Origin of the sequence: Pedobacter sp. Leaf132 (assembly GCF_920984695.1) — a bacterium.
Taxonomy (GTDB): domain Bacteria; phylum Bacteroidota; class Bacteroidia; order Sphingobacteriales; family Sphingobacteriaceae; genus Pedobacter.
Genome location: NZ_CAKLBO010000013.1, coordinates 99,478 through 120,283, shown reverse-complemented (window position 1 = coordinate 120,283; position 20,806 = coordinate 99,478). Strand labels below are relative to the sequence as shown.

The window sequence follows — 20,806 nt, the reverse complement described above, 5'->3', positions numbered from 1 at the left end:
CAATCTGGGATTCCGTAAACTTGATTCTTTTCATATTGCCAATTAAAATTAATAGTTTTTCTAATAGCCTCGCTGCGCTCGGTCTAGAATTCTACTTTTAAATGGTCTGAATTTTGGGAAGTGCACAAGCCAGGCTGAAATTTTTATTAAATATCTCTCGAAAAAAATGAAGAGGAAAAAGCTTTTCATTTGTTTTTAGCAGTAAAAACCATTGTATAAAACTAAAATTATGTTAAGGGGCTTTAAAAATTGTTGTGTCTTGAGCCAATTGAGGTATCCTATAATTTCCTGTATCTATAACCAATTTAGGAAACTGACTTACAAGATAGGCTATATCATTTTTTGAAATCGCAGTTTGATACAAATAGACAGATCTAAGCTTTTGAAGCATTTTGAGCTGGATAATTCCGTTTTTAGTTACTTGTGTGCCCACTAAACTTAGCGATTCTAAATTGGATAAGTCTTTTAAATCAGAGAGTCCCGCATCAGTAACCTTTGAACGATTTAGGCTTAACCTGGTTAAATTCTTGCAGTTTTTAATCGCTTCTAATGTCTGATCACTCACCTGATCATTATCCATTTTAAGCCAAAGCAGTTGCTTATCTATTGACCTCAAAAGAGATAAAACAGCCTTGTTAAAGGTTTTTACATTTATAAAATTAGCTGTGAGGTAATTTGTGTTTTGCGCCACTGGCGATATAGCCGCACCGGCCTCGGTAAGTTTTTTTAAGACATCAATTTTCACAGCCGATACCTCTTCAGTTGGAATATCTGCCTTTTTGGTTTTTTGAGATTCATCTTGACCATTTTCCAAAGAGGAGAGCACGGTTTTAATTTCTTTGGATTGTTGAATATCTTTAAATTTTTTACTAAAGTCAGCGCCATTATCAATCCACCATTTTAAAAGTGCAACTTCGTTTTGCGTAAGCTGCGGCTTTTCTTTAGGCGCCATGTGGTCTTCATCATTTATGGGTAGCATGATTCGTTTAATCAACTCACTATCTTCTGCATTTCCAATAATTAGTGTTTTTCCACCTTTACCGCCTTTTAATATATATTCTTTTTGATCCAATCGTAAATTGCCTTTTTGCTTTTCATTTCCATGACAACTGTAGCAACGATTTTTAAGCAACGGCTGGATGGCATTTTCATAAACAAAAGCATCTTGAATATTTGGAATATTTGGTATCGCTTTTCCGTTGGTTTCTGTGTTTTTGGAGAGTGGATCACTGAGATAATCTGCGCCGTGAGTAAGTGAACCTCCTAAATGGCCTGTAATAGAAATGAGCGCAACGAGAACACCAGAAATGCTCCCCATAAGAATGTTTGATGTTATCCTGGTGTATAGTGCCATTAAAGTAAGAGATACTACAGCCACACTAATACCCATCCATTGATGAACATTTATTAAATCGCCACTATATTCTCCACTTCCTGCTAATACATAACCTGTGATACAACTGGCAACAGCACTGATTGTTCCTAAAATCAACATCAATGGAATTGCCGGTTTTAGCGGCTTAAATCTTTTCATGAAGGAAAGAAAAATGCAAAAGCAAGCTAAAAGTAAAATTCCGATAGGGAGGTGAACGAAAACCGGATGAAAGCGGCCAAAAAATTCTAGCATGTTATTGGTATCTTTTTTTTAACAGCTTCATCATGTAAACATTTATTGCCCACTGATCTGCAACTGGTTGTTTGGTGTAGGGAAGGGAAGGCATGTAATCCGCTGGTCCAAACTCTGTAAGAATAGTCATTTGCTCACCACGTTGTTTTTTGTAGGCCACCACTTTGTCCCACCAAGCCAAATGAGCGTCTACAGTTTTTGCCCATTCAGGCGCTCTTGGGTCATTCACTTGAGGCCCCTGCGAATGACCAACTCTACTGTGGATGTGGTCAGTTTTCTCCAGAATAAAATCAATGGTTTCTTTTTGGTCTGCTAGCAAACTCTCATGTACATTGCACCAATGAGAAATATCCAAGGTAAATCTGATTTCCGGATTTTTCTCGGCAAAATTTTTGGCTATCGGTGCAGCGTACATCATCCTGCTTCGATGTGTTTCATGATAAATGGGTATACCCGATGATTTTTTTTTGGTTATGGTATAATCGAGGATTTGCTTATTTTCTTCATAAGTAAAAAAATCCTTTCCCGAATGGCAATTGATGTACAAAGGTTTTTTATAATTGTTGGAACAAATGGCGTCTAAATTTTTTTTGAAAGTGTCCAAATGTGCTCCAATATTTGAACCAGACCCGGCGCAAAGGAAACCGATTTCCAAATCATGTTTTTTTATTGCCGCAAACAATTCTTTCACAGCGTTATCTTCACCCGGCCACCATACTTCGATGCCTTGATATCCTTCTTTCTTTACTGCTGCGCAAAACTCATCTCTGCTGCCTTCAAAACCCCAATCTGTTTGCATAAATACTATCTGAAATCCTGGCTTGGCGGTTACATCTTGGGGTGAAATTGCTAGTGTTTTATTGGCAGTTATCAAAAGAGAAACTGCAGTTGCCCCGACTGTTGTTTGTATAAATTTTCTTCTGCTTTGATGAATCATTAGGATATTAGTTAATAGATCAATTGATTTTTAATATACTGTTGTTAATCAGGCCACCACTTCTGATATTACTTTTCCAGCCACATCGGTTAGCCTGAATGGCCTGCCCTGAAAGGGATAAGTAAACTGTTCATGATCGAAACCCAGCTGATTTAAGATTGTTGCCTGAATATCAAAAGCATCAACCTTTCCGTTTATGGCACTGTAGCCTATTTCATCGGTTTCTCCATGTGTAAAGCCTTTTTTAACGCCTCCGCCAGCCATCCAAATGGTAAATGCTTCAGTATGGTGATCTCTTCCTTTAAATGGATTTTGAATTCCATTTCTGTTTTCCATCATTGGTGTTCTACCAAATTCACCACCCCATACTACTAAGGTTTCTTCGAGCAGACCACGCTGCTTCAAATCGAGTAACAATGCCGTAATCGGCCGATCGATGCTTCTGCACTTATTTTTTAATCCGATATTAAGAGAATTATTAGGGCTGTCTCCATGAGCATCCCAACCCCAATCAAAAAGCTGAACATAACGAACACCCTTTTCCACTAACTTTCTGGCGAGCAAAACATTATTGGCAAAACAAGCTTTACCGGGTTGAGTGCCATACATTTCATGAATGGAAGCCGGTTCATCGTTAATGTTCATCACTTCTGGTGCAGATATTTGCATGCGATAAGCCATTTCATACTGCGCTATTCTCGATAGTATTTCGGGATCATTATACTCTTGATATTGGCATTCGTTGGCGCTATTAATTGCCTCAATCGAAGCTTTTCTCAAATCTCTATTCATACCATTCGGATCTTTTATAAAAAGCACGGGGTCGCCTTCGCTGCGGCATTGCACTCCTTGATAAACTGAAGGTAAGAAACCACTTCCCCATACGCTCTTTCCAGCATCTGGGAAGCTTCCGCCGCTGGTGAGTACTACGTAGCCTGGAAGATTTTGATTCTCTGATCCCAAGCCGTAGGTTACCCAACTTCCCATGCTAGGCCTGCCCAATCTTGGAGATCCGGTATGTACCAGCAATTGTGCCGGTGCATGGTTGAACTGATCGGTATGTACCGCCTTTAAAAAAGTCACCTCATCCACCATAGTAGAAAAGTGCGGCAAATTATCGCTCACTAAAGCTCCGGATTGTCCATACAGTGCAAAATTAGCCTGAGGACCAAGCATTTTCGGAACGCCGGTGATGAAGGCGAATTTTTTCCCAGCCAGTAAAGAAGGAGGGCAGTCTTGACCATCCATTTTTTTTAGTTCAGGCTTGAAATCAAACAATTCTAACTGCGAGGGGGCGCCAGCCATGTGTAAATAAATAACACTTCTGGCTTTGCCAAGCATTGGCGGTGATTTCGGTAACAATGGATGAGCAGGATCGTAAGCAATTTTAGTTTGTGAAGGAGAAAAAAGATTACCACAACTTCCCATTAGCGAACCAAATGCAAGAGCACCCAAACCCATCGCACTTTCCTTTAAAAAATGACGGCGGGAGTGCACCCTTGCTTCAGCTTCCTGGGCTTCCTTGACTAATTTGTAGGCATTTAATTCATCTTTTGTCATAAGCTGTCGTTAGTTTTTAGTAACTACTTCATCAAGGTTAAGCATTGCATTGGCTACCAGAACCATCGCTGCATTTTCAGGCCTGTATAGTTGTTTTTTATCATCCATAAATGCCGATACACTTGCAGGATTTTTGCTAAATTCTTGAAATCCTTTTTGATACAGATTCATAAAAATACGGAGTCGGTTCTCTGGAATAGGCTTAAAAAGAATCAATTTGTAACCCTTGGCAATCTTTGCTGCATTGCTATTTCCTCCATTTTTTTCCATTCTTGCGGCTAATTTTCTAGCGATATCGATATAAACGCTATCGTTTAAGGTAACCAATGCCTGCAATGGTGTATTGGTGCGTATGCGACGTGGACTACAAACTACTCTGGAGGCTCCATCAAAAGCAATCGATGATGGATATGGGGCAGTCCTTTTCCAATAGGTATAGATCGCTCTGCGATATTGATCTTCCCCTGAACTAATTCGCCATTTATCTCCATTATAAGGCGAAAACCAAATTCCTTCCGGTTGCCAGGGCATGACCGGCGGCCCATACATTTTATCGCTTAATACCCCGCATACCGATAGCGCTTGGTCTCTTATTTGTTCAGCACTTAATCTCACTCTCGATCCACGGGCATAAAATTTATTGAATGGGTCTTTATCCTTTAAAGTTTCATTGACCTTACTATCTTGTCTGTAGGTAGCCATCATAACCATTTCCTTAAGCATTTTTTTTATGCTCCAGTTGTATTGGTTTATGAATTGATATGCCATAAAATCCAGGAGCTCCTGGTGTGTTGGCGCCAAACCCTGTGTTCCCATATCCTCCAATGTCTCCACAATACCAGCCCCATATAACTGTTCCCATAATCTGTTAACAATTGTTCTTCCCACTAAAGGGTTTCGCTTATCAGTCAGCCACATCGCCAGGCCCATGCGGTTCGCTGGTGCATTTCCGGGCATTGCAAATCCGAGTGAGGCTGGTACACCTACGGTAACTTCCTTGCCCTTTGAGGTCCAGGCGCCACGTTCAAAGACAAAGTTTCTTCGCCTCATGCTCGATGGATTCTCGATCATTACCGGTGTAGTAATCGTTCGGCTGTTCATCAAATCGGTAAAGGTTTTTTTATACTTCACATAATCTGCCCGTCCTTTTCCTGGAAACTGCTTTGTAAAGTAAAACCAGTCGAAGTAGAGCATAAATTCGTTGGGGTCTTTCACCGAAGGATTGATGTATTTCAGGTAAACATCTTTTGTCCCTTTCTGAAGAACGATATCTTTTTCAACCGTTTCATTGCCTTTGGTTTGATCAACTTTCCATGACGTTATCATTGGGCCATTTGGACCACCTGAGTGTAAACTCAGCGTCCCGTTTGATTTTGTACAATTATAGCGTAGAATGATATGATTAACATCTTCCATATTGACAGCTTTCAATCTCGCGGAGGATTTGTTTTTGAAAAATAGGGCAATATTATTATTTCCAATAACCGAATTTATAAGTTGGTCTGCTGTTGTGGAATTGATAGAAGGTTGTCCTGTCTTCAAAAACAGGCTCACTTTTTTTGCTCTTTCATTGCCCGCAATAGTACTGACCCAGCTTTCTAGATTGTTTAGCTCATTTTTTAAACTATCATTAAAAATCTTGAATAAAGGATACTCTGCTGGTACATCCTCATCTCTTGTATTGTTGAAATAAGACATGAAATTGTAGTACTCTTCATGCTTGAAAGGATCATAAGGATGGCTATGGCATTGTACACAAGAAAATGTCGTACTCATTAATCCCTCCCATGTTGCATTTACGCGATCTAAAACTGCTGAAGTTCTAAATTCCTCATTATTTGTGCCGCCCTCATCATTGGTTGGTGTATTTCTGCTAAAGGAGGTCGCGATATACTGTGCATCTGTTGGATTTGAAAATAGGTCACCAGCAATTTGATCGGTGATGAATTTATTATATGGCATATCAGCATTAAAAGCTTTAATGAGCCAATCCCTATAGCTCCAGATATTTCGGTTTGGGTCGCTCTCATACCCTTTTGTATCAGCATATCGGGCAATATCCAACCACATCGAAGCCCAGCGTTCTCCAAATTTCGGCGAAGCAAGCAAACTATCCACTAGCAATTCATAAGCCTGTCGTTCATTTTTGCTGCTCAAATATCTATTAGATAGCTTTTCAGATGGGTAGGTGCCAATCAAATCCAGGCTCACTCTTCGTAACAATGTTGCCCTGTCAGCATCTTCAGCATGCTGAAGTTTGTTTTCATTTAGTTTTACTAGAATGAATTTGTCCAGATCATTTCTAATCCAATTATCTTTTATCTGAGGTATGGTTGTGGGTGCCAAACTGACATAAGCCCAATGTTTACCCCATTTGGCACCTTGATTAATCCAGTCGCTTAGAATATTGATTTCTTGTAGCTCAAGAGCAGGGTGCTTGTATGGCATGCGCTCTTCCGGATCATTTGATTTTAAGCGCTTGATAAATTCACTATCCGCTGCGTTTCCGGGTATTATAGCAGGTTTACCACTTTGTGTTTTGGCTACTGCTTCTTCTCTAAACAGCACACTAAAACCACCCTGCTGTTTCACTCCACCATGACAGGAGATACATTTTTTATTTAAAATCGGTTTTACTTGCGAATTAAAATCTATTTGCTTTTCTATATTAAAAGTGGAAAAAGCGATCACTGCGATAACAGTTAACGTAAATCCTACAGGAAAGAGTATTTTTTTATTTCGTAACATCAGGTATCCTTAGGGTTAAACATGATTAAAAAATAGAAATGGCATGATATCATTGGATGTACTGCTTTCCAAATCCAATTTATTTTATGTAGTATATCTGGTTTACACAAATATAAGGTGAAAACCATATTTTTAGTTGTCTTTAAAGGTCTACAAACTGTAATATATAAAATGGAAAAGTAATATTCAGTAAATCAGCTATATAGGTCGATTGTTTTGAAATTTTGTATGAGAAACAAGATTGTTTTTTATTGTTTTAAGCTCATAAAAAGATACGATGACTGGTTAGGTCTAAGTAAATTGCTCGGTATGCACAAAAATAAGATTCTGTTCGCGATCAATAGTCATACACATATTAACGCGTTGTTAACCATTTTAGGGATTCTGTGTTTATATATTAATTCTGCTTCTTACTTTTGTAGGCGATCAACACAACCGTAAGACTTATCCTACTGAATTTGAGCAACAATATCCATATTTAAGAATGATCTGCCCTATAAAGACCCTTTGTTCACTCTTATTGCGATTGATGCGAAGCGAAAAACAATAATTATCAAAGGCGCTTCCGGCGAATGGATTGGGCAATCACCAGAGCAGCTAGGTTACAAAGGGATGAAATTGCACCTGTGATTAGCCCAAGAAAGTTCAGCTATTGAGTGCAAATAGTAACGTCTTGGTAAGTATTTGCAAGTTCGAAATTGCTTTAGCGCTTCCAGAAAAGATAGCCTTAACAATAAATTAACACCAATGCCTTTTATTTTAAATAAACAATGTTTAGTTTTGCTAAACAAAAGTTATTTTCTTTTGGTGTAATATTTAAAATTAAAGATAATGGATATAAAAATGGTTGTATTCGATATGGCTGGAACAACAGTGGATGAAAACAATTTGGTATATAAGACACTTCAAAAATCAATCAATTTGGCTGGTTTCGATTTTAGTTTAGATCAAGTTTTAGATCAAGGCGCTGGTAAGGAAAAAAAGCAAGCCATTAGAGATATCTTGGCGACATTTGCCAACGTTGAAAAAGAATCGGTTATTGATGAAATCTATTCAGACTTTATCGTATCATTAACACTTGCCTACCAGGAAGCGGAAATTTTTCCTCAACCCAATTCATTTGAGCTTTTTTTAGAGCTGAAAAGAAGAAATATTTTGGCTGTTTTAAATACAGGATATGACCGCAAAACAGCAATGTCAATATTAAAAAAATTGGGCTGGAGAATAGGGGTCGATTTCGATGCCCTTGTTACCGCATCTGACGTTCGCAAAAATAGACCCGAGCCTGATATGATTGCATTTGCGATGGATCAATTTAATATCCAAGATAGTAGAAGCGTGGTAAAAATTGGTGATTCCACCATTGACATCATGGAAGGTAAAAATGCCGGTTGTGGTTTAAGTATTGGCATTACAACGGGTGCGCACACCTCTCAACAATTATTAACGGTCAAACCAGACTACGTAATCAATAATCTGTCTGAATTGCCAGCACTATTGAACTATCCTATAAATGTCTGAGAGATTGACAAATTATAAAATTTATTCCTGATACACTTGGTTGGGTTCTCCTAAACGCAGTCTCCTAAACCATTCAGGACAATGAAATAAGCAATGGAAAAAGCAAATCTTCTTGCCTTCAACGGACCAGGCTCGTCGTTGGAAATGTTAACAGTAGACATACCACCTTTAAAAAAAGATGAGCTTTTAATCAAAAACCTATATACCACCATTTGTGGAAGTGATCTGCATACCTATTGTGGTTTGAGAGCAGAAAAAACGCCAACAGTTCTTGGCCATGAAATAGTTGGTGAAATTGCTCAGTTTGCTGAAGGACACCGCAGGTATGATTATTTGGGTAACCCATTAAAAATTGGTGACTTAGTTACCTGGAGTATTTTCTCTTCTGATCCAAACTCTTTGTTAGCAACCAGAGGCATGCCTCAAAAAAGCGATAATCTCTTTAAGTACGGACATGCTCAAATCACATCTGATGATTCGCTTCATGGGGGATTGGCTACTCATTGTATAATCAAAGCAGGAACCACCGTTATCAAGTTAAGCAAGGCTATTCCTTTAAATGTAGCAGCTACCATTAATTGTTCTATTGCTACAGTTGCGGGGGCAATCAGACTCTCTGGTAATGTTCGCAACAAAAGAATATTTATCACGGGGAGTGGGCTGTTAGGTATAGTTTGTGCAGCGATGTGTCACTCTAATGGTGCAGAGGCCATTTACATGGGCGATATTAATGCCGATAGATTAAAAAGGTCAGTCGATTTTGGTGTGAAAGAAACCTTGCTATTAACTAAAGGACAGGCATTACCCAAAAATATTGATGTTGTTTTCGACATGAGCGGATCTCCTGATGCCATGGAGCAAGGGCTTGAGACACTTGCCGTCGGCGGTATGGCCGTTTGGATAGGCGCCGTATTCAAATCCCGGCCTGTTCATGTAGATGCAGAAAAAATTGTGCGGGGGATTATTTCGATTAAAGGCCTTCATAATTACAATCACGATGATTTAGTTGCTGCTGTTGATTTTATCACCGAGCATCATGATGCTTACCCTTTCGAGCAAATTGTTGAGAAAGAATTTAGTCTTGAAGATGCTGAAAGCGCCTTGGCTTATGCAGTAGCGCAAAAGCCCATCCGAGTAGGAATAAACATAACTAATCTTAAAAGCAATGGACAGTAAATCTTTCAGAAAGCAGCAGTGGAGGATGTTGCTGGTGACGATGGTATGTTATCTGTTTTTCTATACAGGGAGACATAATTTTGGTTGGGCGGTAACAGGTATGGCTAAAGATCTGGATATTTCCTACACCAGAATTGGCTGGATTAGTTTTTCTATGCTGATTGGTTACTCCATCGGTCAGTTGATCAACGGAAACTTGGCCGATAAACTAAGCGCAAGGTTTATGGTGCCAACAGGCGCTTTTCTTTCCATTATGGCAAATGTTGCCATAAGTTTCTCGCATTCTTCAGACATGATACTCATTTTATGGGCGCTCAACGGATACTTTCAATCCATGGCATGGGCACCCGGAAGTAAGGTGATTTCCAATTGGTGGTCTAAAGATGAACATGGAAAGGCTTTCGGTTTCTATACCATGGCTGCTGGATTATCTTCCGTTGTTACCTATTTATTCTCCATAGTATTATTGCAAATGAACCTCGACTGGCGCATGCTTTTTAGGGTACCGATCATTCCACTGGGCTTTGTAGCCATTTTATTTTTAATTTTAATTAGAGACAGGCCTTCTGCTTCACTCCACTCCATGTCTGCATTACCAACTCAGGATTTGCTGGCGAATGAAAGTTGGCTATCCAGGTATAAAACCGTATTGGCCAACCGAAACTTTGTATTGGCCACATTATCTTTTGGCTTTGAAAGTATGGCCAGGTATGGTCTGATTTTCTGGGTACCGGTTCACTACCTGGGAAAAGGTTGGAAAGATAACCCGCACTATTTGTGGGCCACCCTACTATTGCCAATAGGTATGGCTGCCGGAGCAATTTCTTTCGGAACCCTGTCTGATTCAATATACAAAGGCAACCGAATTGCTTCCATAAGATTAGGAATGGGCATAAGCGCAATCTTAGTGATTTTAGTCTACATTTCTCCATCATCTAACCTTTTATTAGGTGGAGCACTGATGTTCCTGTCGGGATTTTTTGTTTATGGACCGCAAGCCAATTTTTGGCCACTAAGTCCACAAATGCTACCTGCTAACTCCGTTGCAACCGGCATAGGTTGTATGAACATGATTGGCTACTTATTTGCTGCCTTAGGCGAACCGATTTTTGGATGGGTTATCGATTTAACGAAAAGCACTTCAAGTGTTTTTGTGCTTATTTCTATCATGTGTTTAATGTCGGTAGTACTTATCTCTACCATTACGAAATCAAATACTAACAGTAATTAATTAACAGAATTAAATGAGAAAAGAAATGAAAATTATTTTGTCCCTATTATTAATATTCTTTTGCAGTTTTGCTCAGGCTCAGAAAGCCAGTACCCGTGTGCTGGTGCTTGGATTAGATGGATTTAGTGCTGAAGGATTCAAAAAAGCAAAACATCCCAACTTGGACCGAATGATTGCTGATGGCGCACTATCACTCTCCACCAGGCCAGTAATGCCCTCTGTGACATTACCCAATTGGACAAGCCACTTTACGGGTTCTGGGCCTGAAGAACATGGAATAACCAATAACGCGTGGACGTTGGCAACGCATGAGTTGTCGAGTGTTGAAACTGATGCGGATGGCTATTATCCTTCCATTTTCAAAGTGCTGAAAGATCAGATAAAGAACGTCAAAACAGCCTACTATTACAACTGGAAAGAATTAATATACCCCATCAATAAAAAATATTTAGATGAAATCTCCTTCGGAGAAAATGATGCTTACCTTGAAAACTACAACAAAGCATTTGATTTTCTTTTAAGGAATCAAAAAAATCCTACTCTTGCCTTTTTATACAGTGTGCATACTGACCACGCCGGACATGGTTTTGGTTGGATGAGTACGGAATATATTACCGCAATTGAACAAGCTGATGTTGCCATTGGCGAGCTATTGGAAAAGTTGAAAAAAGTTGGTTTATATGAATCTACACACTTCTTATTAATTACAGATCATGGCGGGAAAAATAAAGGGCATGGAGGTGTATCAATGGTTGAAATGGAAGTGCCCTGGGCAATTACAGGTCCAAAAATAAAAAAATTGGGGCTTTTTACCCAGTATAACAGCAACAAAAATACATCAATGGTAATCGCTGATATTTTCGGAGCCAAAAAACTTCCCCAATCATGGACAGGCAACTTACTTTTAGATTTGTTTAAATAAAGATTTAACCAGTTTGGTTGCAAGGCCCATAAAGCGTATAGCATAATTATTAAAGTTGACTATTCTTTTTCGTCCCACAACTGGTAAAGGACGAGGACAATTTGCGAGCCATCACATGTCTAATATTTCACTTGATGGTCATCACAATAGGCCATTTTTTCCCATCCTTGAAATTGCTTCGCTTCTAGAATAAAATCTATAAGCGGTTTCTGATTCACATTAAGCTCATATCCTCAGAGTAAGTGATAGTTTAGTATTTGTTAACTTTATTTAACTATAAAGTTAAGCATACAATATCCATATTATGATTACGTTAAATTTGTAAACATTGTATAGTATTTATAAACATTGAAGTAGTTTTGTCTTGTTATAAACGCAAGCGAAATGAAAAAACAACTCTTACTGCTACTCATAATTTTTATGATGGTACAATATGCATTTGCCCAAAAAGGAAATTTAACAGGATTGGTTCGTGATAACCTGGGCCCACTTCCTGGGGTATCTATATCAATAAAAAATGTAAAAATAGCTACAAGTACTGATGTAAACGGAGCATTTACATTGAGCAATGTTCCCTCCGGGATGCAAACTTTAACCATAACCTCCGTGGGTTACGATGCACAAGATATAATACTTGACGTTACAGAAAACTCGGTGGCAGTAGTACCTGCTATCATTTTACTTTCTAATCAGCGCTCACTAGGAGAAATAACCATTAAAGGCAGTTCCTCTAACCGTGCTTCGGAAGCAAGGGCGCTTAACATGCAGAAAACTTCTCCTCGAATTGTAAATGTAATTGCCGCTGATGGAATTGGGAAACTACCCGATAGAAATGCAGGTGAGGCTGTTCAACGTATACCCGGTGTAGTATTGGAAAGAGATCAAGGGGAAGGGCGTTTTATTTCGCTCCGTGGTTTGCCAGCTCAATGGAGTGCGGCTACTATCAATGGCGACAGGATTCCAACGGCCGAAGAGCAAACCACATCAAGATCTACAGCATTTGATTTTTTTCCTTCGGAACTGATTCAGTTTGTCGAGGTTTCAAAAGCCATTACGCCCGATCAGGAAGGGGATGCCATGGGTGGTTCAGTGAATTTTATTACCAGAACTTCGGTAGATCAACGCACTTTGGGTGTTTCTTTAGGTGGTGGATATAATGATTACGGCAAAGGGCCAATTTTTAGTGGTAACATTCTATATGGCAACAGGACTAAAGATAAAAAGTTCGGATTTGTGGTAAATGGTACCATTTGGAATCGCAAATGGGGAACAGATAATTTTGAACCAAGATTCTCCGGAAACAGAATTGCCAGAATGGAATTACGGGATTATTTCGGTACCAGAAATACTGTAGGATTAAATGCTGCAGCTGACTATCGTATTGGCCAGCAATCAAAAATTTACGTTCGCGGTTTATACGGATCATTAAATGACAATGAAAAACACTATAAACTGCGTCTTCGTTATGAAAAAGACAGGGCTGAAGCTCAGAACATTCATAATATACTAAAAACGAGGATGTTTGGAGGAGATGTAGGTGGCGAATTTGCACTAGGTTCAGCAGCAAAGCTGGATGTTAAAATCTCACACTACAACAATAATTTTAACTATGGCGATATTCCAAATGCTGATTTTCCATCATATTATATCGTTCAGTATAATCAAGAAAAAGTTGGTTACCAAGGCTTAGGTGCAGATAAGATGACTGCATATCAGGTAGATGGTGGTCCGATTGATCCGAATTCGCCTCAAACACTTTTACCAAGTCAGTCTGCTGTCAACGACCCAAGTAAATACACTTTCAATTCTGTGCAGATGGAACTGCACCATATTAATGAAACGGATCGGATTGTTGCACAAACCAATTATAAAATTAAAATAAGCAACGATATTGAACTCAAATTTGGCGCAAAGTATCGAGACAAGAAAAGAACTGAACGCTATGAACTCCCGACCTGGGTTTGGGATGATAAAGGTGGAACACAGCCAGCACCATCTTACACCAGTTTTAATTTGGTTGCTAAACCTCAGGCCAATAATTACCTAAAAAATATTGGTAATCAATTTCAGGGAATTTTTCCAAATTTCCTCTCTGTGGGCGATATGGATAGTTTTTTCAATCGCTATCGCAACAATTTGAAAGTCGATTCAGTTGGTTCTGCATTGCTAAAGAATGGGGTTCAGGTAGGTTCTAATTTTGATCTTTATGAAAAGCAATCTGCAGGTTATGGTATGGCTACAATTAATGTAAGCGAGAAATTCAGTATTGTAGGTGGATTGAGATTGGAGAACACAGATCTGACTGTACAAGGCTGGTTATATGAACCCGTTGCTGGTCAGCCTAATTACAAGGGAAAATTAACGCCGCAACGCCAGAAAAATAACTACAGCGTATTACTGCCTATGCTTCACATTAAATATAGTCCGATTGATGAACTAAATATTAGAATGGCTGCCACTAAAACCTTCTCTCGCCCAGATTTCGGTTCATTGGTAGCAGGTGGCTCTTATGCGGTTCAGGATAATGAATTTACCTACGGCAACCCTCAATTGTCGCCTATCAAATCATATAATCTGGATTTGATGAGTGAATATTACTTCAGTAACGTTGGGGCAATTTCGGCCGGGCTATTTTACAAACACGTTGAAGATCCAATTTTTAGGGGCTCACAATTCTACAATGCTTTTGAAGGCCAGCAAAATGTTAGGGTTTTTCAGGACCAAAACGGCGATCGTGCAAAAGTATATGGTTTCGAATTTGGTGCCAGTAAGAAATTCGACTTTCTTCCAGGTTTTCTCGGTGGATTTGGTTTGAATACCAACCTGACCTTGATTAGATCAAACATGAATGTGATTGGCAGAACAGATAAACTTCGTATTCCTGGCCAGGCCAATACCCTATTTAATTTAGCGGTTTTTTATGAACGCGGTATTGTTCAGGCAAGACTTGCTGCAAACTATAAGGGTGCAAACATTGTATCCTACGGTGACACGGCTAACGAAGACGAATATTTTGATGAGAACCTGACCATGGATGCCAACCTATCTATCAAACTTTCCAAATCAATTTTAATGTTTGGAGAGGCTAATAATTTGCTCAATACCCGGTTTAGATACTACTATGGAGTTCCGGCCCGCCCAACACAAGTTGAATATTATGGCATACGCGGACAGTTGGGTTTTCGATTTAATCTTTAATTTTAATAAATATCCCTATGAAAATGAAAACAATTCTAGCTTTTGCATTTACACTGATTTTGAGTCAGTCATGCAAAAAAAGCGATGAAGCAAATGATCAAACGATCCGGAATATGGACGATAAGAATGTTGCTGTCCTCAATCCAACTGCATCATCAAAAGTAAAGAAAGTACTTTTTATTGGAATAGATGGATTGGTTTGGCGCACAATAAGTGCCGCTTCAGCTCCAAATTTAAAAACACTGATGGACCAATCGCTCACCTATACCAATGCTTTGGCTGAGGTTCCTACCTGGAGTTCAAATGGATGGTCTGCACTTTTCACTGGAGTTGGTGTTTCGAAGCACAAAGCGTCAGATAACAGCTTTTCAGGTGCTGATTTTGTAAATTACCCTTCATTTTTCCGATCGGTAAAAACAGCGCTGCCTAATGCTAGAACGGTATCTATTGCAACTTGGGCGTCAATTAATAATAACATTATTTCTCCTCAGGATTTAAGTGTGAGAAAAAACAGCGCTAATGATAATGTAACGCAGGTTAGCATTATCGAAGAGTTAACAAAGAATAATCCTGATGTTTCATTTTGTCATTTTGATAATGTGGATCATGCAGGGCATGCAAGCAATTATGTTCCAACAACTCCAATGTACCTCGATTCTGTAAAAGCAGTTGATGTTCGGGTTGGAAAAATTCTTCAGGCCGTTAAATCGAGAACCAATTATAACAATGAAGATTGGTTAATCGTTGTGGCAACCGATCACGGCGGAGATCAAAGCCATGGCGGCGCATCTTATAAAGAACGAAATGCATTTATCATTGTAAATAATGCATCCGTTTTACCGAAATTAATCAATCAGGAACCTACGGAAACTGTACAGACTAAACCATTAACTGTTAATGCTGCAACCTTTAATAGTAATGTTTATGGATCCCTACCTGCACTTTCCGGATTAGATTTGAGTGCCGGTGCAAGTTTTACCATCGAATTTCGGGTACGAGCAACCAATTTTACCAGCGATCCGGTTATTATCGGTAACAAAAATTGGGCTAATGGTTATAACAAAGGAATTATTATCAGCAATAGAAACGGGGTTATAAGGGCGAATTTTGGTGATGGAAGTAAACGTTTGGATGTAGATGGAGTAGATTTGAGGGATCAAAGATGGCACCATGTTGCAATTGTTGTGAATAGAACTACACAAAAAGCACAAATTTATGATGGTGGACTGTTGGTAAGCGAAGGTAATATTTCCAATGTTGGCGATCTTCAAAGTAACCAGGCCTTTAAATTAGGTCAGGATGTTACCATGAGTTATAATCCTTCATTTACAGGTAATATCACAGAGGTTAGATTTTTCAAAAAGGCACTTTCTCCATCCTCAATTAGTAATTACGCCTTCAATTTTTTATCTGAAAGTCATCCAGATAGATCATCATTGGTTTTTTATGTCAAAGGAAATGATGGTTCTGGTGGTACTTTTCAAGGTAGCCTTTCTTCCCCAGCCGCTACATTAACTTCCAAAAACGGAGGTGCAATCGCCTGGACAAGTTTGAGCAGCCCAATATTCTGGAAAAAGGAAACCGATTACCATGGAGCGCCATATCTATACACGGTTCCGCCAACCATTCTCGGGTTCTTGGGTATCTCGAAACCAGCTTATTATGATGGAAATAGCCTGGTTCAGTTTTAATAAAATCGAATATTTAAACAAACAAGCAAGCCGATAAGCAAATGTTAGTTGGGAAGAGAATAAGTGATAAACTGACTGGAATGGGCGTTACAGCCATCACCTTATGGGGCGCTATAGCGGCTTTCGGTTGCTACACCTCCATGTATGCTTTTCGAAAAGCGTTTGCTGCAGCTACATTTTCCGGGCATGAAGAATTACTGGGCATTGATTATAAAATCTGGTTGGTCATTGCCCAAATGATCGGTTACACAGCCAGTAAATTTTATGGCATTAAATTTATTTCTGAACGCAAAGGTAGGAGTAGAGCAAAGAATATCCTTTTGCTTATTATGGTAAGTTGGGGAGCACTTTTAGGTTTAGCAATAATTCCTGCTCCATATAATATTTTGTGTATGATTCTAAATGGATTTCCTTTAGGTATGATATGGGGTCTGGTTTGCAGTTACCTTGAAGGGCGTAAAACCACCGAATTTATGGGTGCTGTTTTGGCTACCACGTTGATATTTGCCTCAGGATTTGTAAAAACGGTAGGACGGATGCTCATGGAAATTATTGGGCTTAACGAAATATGGATGCCTTTTGCAATGGGACTTCTTTTCATACTACCATTAATTGGCTTTGTTTTGATGCTGGAAGCAATGCCTCAACCAACGCAGGAGGATATTCTTTTACGAACTAAACGAGTAGCTATGAATGGGGCAGAACGCCTCGCCTTTTTAAAACGGTTTTTTCCTGGCATTATCGTAACAGTAATAATTTATGTTCTTTTTACTGCATTAAGGGATATGAGGGATAATTTTGAAGTGGAAATATGGAAAGGCTTGGGCATATCAAACAATAAAATATATGCCCAAATTGATACTATTATCAGTTTGGTTATCCTGGTGCTGCTCAGCTTATTAATCATGGTTCGAAATAATCTGAAGGCTTTTATGCTGATTCATATAATGATCATCATGGGTTGCTTGGTTATTCTTTCAGCTTCATTATTTTATCAATGGGGTTACATCGATCCCGTGGTTTGGATGACCAGTATTGGAATTGGCCTCTTCATGGCATATCTTCCTTACAACGCGGTTTTTTTCGAAAGGCTAATTGCAACATACCACCATAAGGGCAACATTGGCTTTCTCATATATATTGCTGATGCTTTTGGATATTTAGCCAGTATTACAATCCTTGGTGTTAAAGAAATTGGTAATCCGCGGATAAGCTGGATCGAATTTTTTAAAGGATCGCTTTGGCTTGTATCCATCTGTGGATTGGTGCTAACCATTTTTTCCATGATTTATTTTAGATTTAAAAAGCAAACTCAACCGATTGTAAAACCAACTATGGATTCAATCAATAGTCGGGATAAAAATCAAATACTATTTGTATGAAACAAAAATATGATCTGATCATCATTGGTGGTGGGATATTGGGCACTTTTCACGCTTATCATGCCTTAAAAGAAAATAAATCAGTGCTTCAGTTGGAAAAAGACAATTATGCTGTCGGTTCAACAGTTAGAAATTTTGGGCAGGTAGTTCCATCGGGCATGGAAGATAAATGGTTCGAATATGGACGGACTGCAACAAATATTTACAAGGAGATCCAGGCTGACTTTGATATTTCAGTGAGACAGAATGGTAGTTTGTACCTTGCTTCTGATGATGATGAAGTACAGCTTTTACATGAACTCAAAAAACATTATGACGGTTTGGATTATGATTCTTCGATGCTAAGTAAAGAATCAACACTAGCTAAGCATCCAGCACTCAACGGTCAATATGTAAAGGAGGCGCTATTCTTTCCACAAGAAGTTAGTGTAGAGCCCGATTTGATGATACACAGACTACAGCGTTACATGAGCGAAAAGTTTTCTCAATATGCCATCATTTATAATACACCCATAGTATCTAGCGAAATTGTCGGAAACGAAGTGCATACCCAATCTACAAAAGGAGAGCAATTTTTTTCAGATAAGGTGATAGTTTGCAATGGCTACGAATTTAAACTGTTATTTCCCGATCTTTTCTTATCAAGCGGCATTGTAATCAGCAAGTTGCAAATGATGAGAACTGTACCGATGCCAGAGGTAAATCTGGAAGGAAATATTTTAACAGGATTAACCACTCGGCGATATGAAAGTTTTGAGCATCACTGCCCATCTTTCAATAATATTTCTACACCTGCGCATTATGAAGAATTAAAAAAATGGGGGATACATATTTTATTTAAGAAAGCTGTTGATGGAAGTTTCATCATTGGCGATAGCCATGAATATGCAAATGTTGATCAATTTGATGATTTAGGATTCAACTTAAAGCAATTTGTAAATGAACTTATGCTTACCGAGGCACAAAGAATTGTGAACTTCGATGTTCGGAAAATTCAGCACTATTGGGCAGGTTTTTATCCGCAACACCCCACAAAACACATCGTAGAATATGACATAGATAACCGAATTCACATCCGTACTGCAATAGGCGGTAAAGGAATGACAGCCAGTGCTGGTTATGCTGCGGAAAGCATTCAGAAAATATTTAGAAACTAAACTTTTATCACTGCAATCCAAAGTTAATTATTTTGGATTGCATTTATCAGAACGCCGAAAGGTAAAATTGCCCTTTAGTTTTTGTCCTCAAAGAAATAGATGACCAGCATTACTGCCTTTTTCTTCCCGATGTTGCTAGGTGTATGGGGAATTCGACCATCAAAAAGAAGTGAATCTCCTTCGCTTAATTCATAGATCTTATTGTCGATGTTATACGATACTTTCCCGCTAAGAATATATTTATACTCAAATGCTTCAGTTTCAACCATTGGGCGATTGGCATTTGGCTCCAGTTCCAGTAAGATTACATCAACGGTTCCTTTATTAATCGATGGGGTAAAAATTCTTTTGTATAGAAAACCATTGGCATCTTCTTTTTCAAAGCTTTCGTATTCAGATGCTTTTTTTACCAGAACCATTTCCTGATTATCACTGTTCGTAAAATCTTTAAAAAAAACATTAAGATCTATATTTAACGCTTTAATAATATCAATGAGCACAATCAGAGAAGGTATTGTTCTTGAATTTTCGATTTGAGAAATTAATCCTTTACTTACATTCGCTCGATCTGCTAACTCTTGAACAGTAATATTCTGCTCTCTTCTTTTTTCCTTTATCTTATTACTAATCTTTAAAAGCGTATCTTCTTTCATCCTTTGCTAAACTTTACAATATGCCAGAAGTGAAATTTTCTGGGGTTTTCAAAGTTAAGTATATGTAAACATTTTTGCGATTAAAATTAACTTTTATGTTTGCTCTTAACTAAAGTTTAGGCATAACCCTGATATCAAAGGGTTTTGTATCTCATCTTCTATTAATTATTAATATGTAAGGTTTCCAGAAAAATTGAGGTGATAAGTTTTAGGCAAATTGAATTGAGATTATCTGCCCATCCATCCGCCATCAACAGTTAATATTGTTCCATGAACGTAATCACTTGCTTGTGAGGCTAGAAATAGAAGTGGTCCTTTAAGATCCTCTGGCTCTCCCCATCTTCCAGCGGGGATTCTCGATAAAATTTGGATATTTCGATTTTCATCTTCGCGAATTGCGTTGGTGTTATCTGTAGCAATATATCCAGGGGCGATCGCATTTACGTTTACTCCTTTTGAAGCCCATTCGTTTGCAAAGGCTTTCGTTAGCGATGCAATTGCGCCTTTACTAGCGGCATAACTAGGCACAGTGAGCCCTCCCTGAAAACAAAGAAGTGAAGCAATAAATATGATCTTACCACTACCTCTGGCAACCATATCCTTTCCAAATTCCCTGCTGAGAATAAATGGAGCACTTTGGTTAATAGAAATAACCTCATCCCAAAATTCGTCTGAGTGCTCGGACACAGGTTTTCTTAATATTGTGCCGGCATTATTAACGATGATGTCAATGCACTTGTGTTTTTTTTTGACTTCGCTAATAAACTCATAAATTTTTTGCCGATTTCCTAAGTCACATTGGTATGCGTGAAAATTTCTTCCCAAACTAAGAATGGCATTTTCAACATCGCTGCCAATTAGTTCCAAACTTGCTGATACGCCAACTACATCAGCCCCAGCTTCCGCCAAAGCAATGGCCATGGCTTTGCCAATGCCTCTTTTGCAGCCGGTAACTATGGCTGTTTTTCCAGAAAGATCAATTTTCATTTTTTATATTTTTAAG

At 38.7% G+C, this 20,806-nt stretch carries 14 protein-coding genes; 8 read left to right on the top strand and 6 right to left on the bottom strand.

All coding sequences use genetic code 11. From position 1 onward, the window contains the following. Positions 1-232 precede the first annotated feature (232 nt). The 4 genes from LUA86_RS18205 to LUA86_RS18190 are packed head-to-tail and all read right to left on the bottom strand — an operon-like array spanning position 233 to position 6,872. Positions 233-1,627: a c-type cytochrome domain-containing protein gene (locus LUA86_RS18205; protein WP_370634394.1), complete on the bottom strand. Its 1,395-nt coding sequence runs from the start codon at positions 1,625-1,627 to the stop codon at positions 233-235. A gap of 1 nt (position 1,628) precedes the next feature. Further along, on the bottom strand, positions 1,629-2,564 hold the full coding sequence (locus tag LUA86_RS18200; RefSeq protein ID WP_231465474.1) for a sugar phosphate isomerase/epimerase: 936 nt from the start codon (positions 2,562-2,564) through the stop codon (positions 1,629-1,631). Positions 2,565-2,612: 48 nt separating this feature from the next. After that, positions 2,613-4,124 carry a DUF1501 domain-containing protein gene (locus LUA86_RS18195; RefSeq protein WP_231465472.1) on the bottom strand — a complete coding sequence of 504 codons (1,512 nt, stop codon included), beginning with the start codon at positions 4,122-4,124 and terminating at the stop codon, positions 2,613-2,615. Positions 4,125-4,133: 9 nt separating this feature from the next. After that, complete coding sequence (locus LUA86_RS18190; protein ID WP_231465470.1) at positions 4,134-6,872, bottom strand: DUF1553 domain-containing protein; 2,739 nt, start codon at positions 6,870-6,872, stop codon at positions 4,134-4,136. Between the two features lie 831 nt (positions 6,873-7,703). Between LUA86_RS18190 and LUA86_RS18185 the strand changes: the two genes are divergently transcribed. The 8 genes from LUA86_RS18185 to LUA86_RS18150 all read left to right on the top strand — a co-directional run bounded on the left by LUA86_RS18185 (position 7,704) and on the right by LUA86_RS18150 (position 19,150). Next, positions 7,704-8,393, top strand: a complete 690-nt coding sequence (locus LUA86_RS18185) for an HAD hydrolase-like protein (RefSeq protein ID WP_231465468.1) — start codon at positions 7,704-7,706, stop codon at positions 8,391-8,393. A gap of 93 nt (positions 8,394-8,486) precedes the next feature. Continuing rightward, positions 8,487-9,569 (top strand): alcohol dehydrogenase catalytic domain-containing protein, encoded by a 1,083-nt coding sequence (locus LUA86_RS18180; RefSeq protein WP_231465466.1) that lies wholly within the window; start codon positions 8,487-8,489, stop codon positions 9,567-9,569. Next, positions 9,559-10,800 (top strand): MFS transporter, encoded by a 1,242-nt coding sequence (locus LUA86_RS18175; RefSeq protein WP_231465464.1) that lies wholly within the window; start codon positions 9,559-9,561, stop codon positions 10,798-10,800. The genes LUA86_RS18180 and LUA86_RS18175 overlap by 11 nt, the downstream gene beginning before the upstream one ends. Before the next feature lie 13 nt (positions 10,801-10,813). Further along, a complete protein-coding gene (locus tag LUA86_RS18170) occupies positions 10,814-11,722 on the top strand; it encodes an alkaline phosphatase family protein (protein WP_231465462.1) in 909 nt (302 codons plus the stop codon). 384 nt (positions 11,723-12,106) lie between these two features. Continuing rightward, a complete protein-coding gene (locus LUA86_RS18165) occupies positions 12,107-14,920 on the top strand; it encodes a TonB-dependent receptor (RefSeq protein WP_231465459.1) in 2,814 nt (937 codons plus the stop codon). Between the two features lie 23 nt (positions 14,921-14,943). Beyond that, positions 14,944-16,611, top strand: a complete 1,668-nt coding sequence (locus LUA86_RS18160; RefSeq protein ID WP_231465458.1) for an alkaline phosphatase family protein — start codon at positions 14,944-14,946, stop codon at positions 16,609-16,611. A gap of 41 nt (positions 16,612-16,652) precedes the next feature. Continuing rightward, entirely contained in the window at positions 16,653-17,993 is a 1,341-nt protein-coding gene (locus tag LUA86_RS18155) for a DUF5690 family protein (protein ID WP_231465456.1), read from the top strand. Then, positions 17,990-19,150 (top strand): TIGR03364 family FAD-dependent oxidoreductase, encoded by a 1,161-nt coding sequence (locus tag LUA86_RS18150; protein ID WP_231465454.1) that lies wholly within the window; start codon positions 17,990-17,992, stop codon positions 19,148-19,150. The genes LUA86_RS18155 and LUA86_RS18150 overlap by 4 nt, the downstream gene beginning before the upstream one ends. A 74-nt stretch (positions 19,151-19,224) precedes the next feature. Here the strand turns inward: LUA86_RS18150 and LUA86_RS18145 are convergent, their stop codons facing one another. Together LUA86_RS18145 and LUA86_RS18140 are read right to left on the bottom strand one after the other, a co-directional pair. Then, positions 19,225-19,803, bottom strand: coding sequence for a helix-turn-helix domain-containing protein (locus LUA86_RS18145; RefSeq protein ID WP_231465453.1), 579 nt, complete (start codon positions 19,801-19,803; stop codon positions 19,225-19,227). Positions 19,804-20,031: 228 nt separating this feature from the next. Further along, complete coding sequence (locus tag LUA86_RS18140; protein WP_231465451.1) at positions 20,032-20,790, bottom strand: SDR family oxidoreductase; 759 nt, start codon at positions 20,788-20,790, stop codon at positions 20,032-20,034. Positions 20,791-20,806 lie beyond the last annotated feature (16 nt).

Coding starts and splice junctions, on each gene's coding strand:
- LUA86_RS18205 (WP_370634394.1), bottom strand. CDS start 1,627: ATGCTAGAATTTTTTGGCCGCTTTCATCCGGTTTTCGTTCACCTCCCT.
- LUA86_RS18200 (WP_231465474.1), bottom strand. CDS start 2,564: ATGATTCATCAAAGCAGAAGAAAATTTATACAAACAACAGTCGGGGCA.
- LUA86_RS18195 (WP_231465472.1), bottom strand. CDS start 4,124: ATGACAAAAGATGAATTAAATGCCTACAAATTAGTCAAGGAAGCCCAG.
- LUA86_RS18190 (WP_231465470.1), bottom strand. CDS start 6,872: ATGTTACGAAATAAAAAAATACTCTTTCCTGTAGGATTTACGTTAACT.
- LUA86_RS18185 (WP_231465468.1), top strand. CDS start 7,704: ATGGATATAAAAATGGTTGTATTCGATATGGCTGGAACAACAGTGGAT.
- LUA86_RS18180 (WP_231465466.1), top strand. CDS start 8,487: ATGGAAAAAGCAAATCTTCTTGCCTTCAACGGACCAGGCTCGTCGTTG.
- LUA86_RS18175 (WP_231465464.1), top strand. CDS start 9,559: ATGGACAGTAAATCTTTCAGAAAGCAGCAGTGGAGGATGTTGCTGGTG.
- LUA86_RS18170 (WP_231465462.1), top strand. CDS start 10,814: ATGAGAAAAGAAATGAAAATTATTTTGTCCCTATTATTAATATTCTTT.
- LUA86_RS18165 (WP_231465459.1), top strand. CDS start 12,107: ATGAAAAAACAACTCTTACTGCTACTCATAATTTTTATGATGGTACAA.
- LUA86_RS18160 (WP_231465458.1), top strand. CDS start 14,944: ATGAAAACAATTCTAGCTTTTGCATTTACACTGATTTTGAGTCAGTCA.
- LUA86_RS18155 (WP_231465456.1), top strand. CDS start 16,653: ATGTTAGTTGGGAAGAGAATAAGTGATAAACTGACTGGAATGGGCGTT.
- LUA86_RS18150 (WP_231465454.1), top strand. CDS start 17,990: ATGAAACAAAAATATGATCTGATCATCATTGGTGGTGGGATATTGGGC.
- LUA86_RS18145 (WP_231465453.1), bottom strand. CDS start 19,803: ATGAAAGAAGATACGCTTTTAAAGATTAGTAATAAGATAAAGGAAAAA.
- LUA86_RS18140 (WP_231465451.1), bottom strand. CDS start 20,790: ATGAAAATTGATCTTTCTGGAAAAACAGCCATAGTTACCGGCTGCAAA.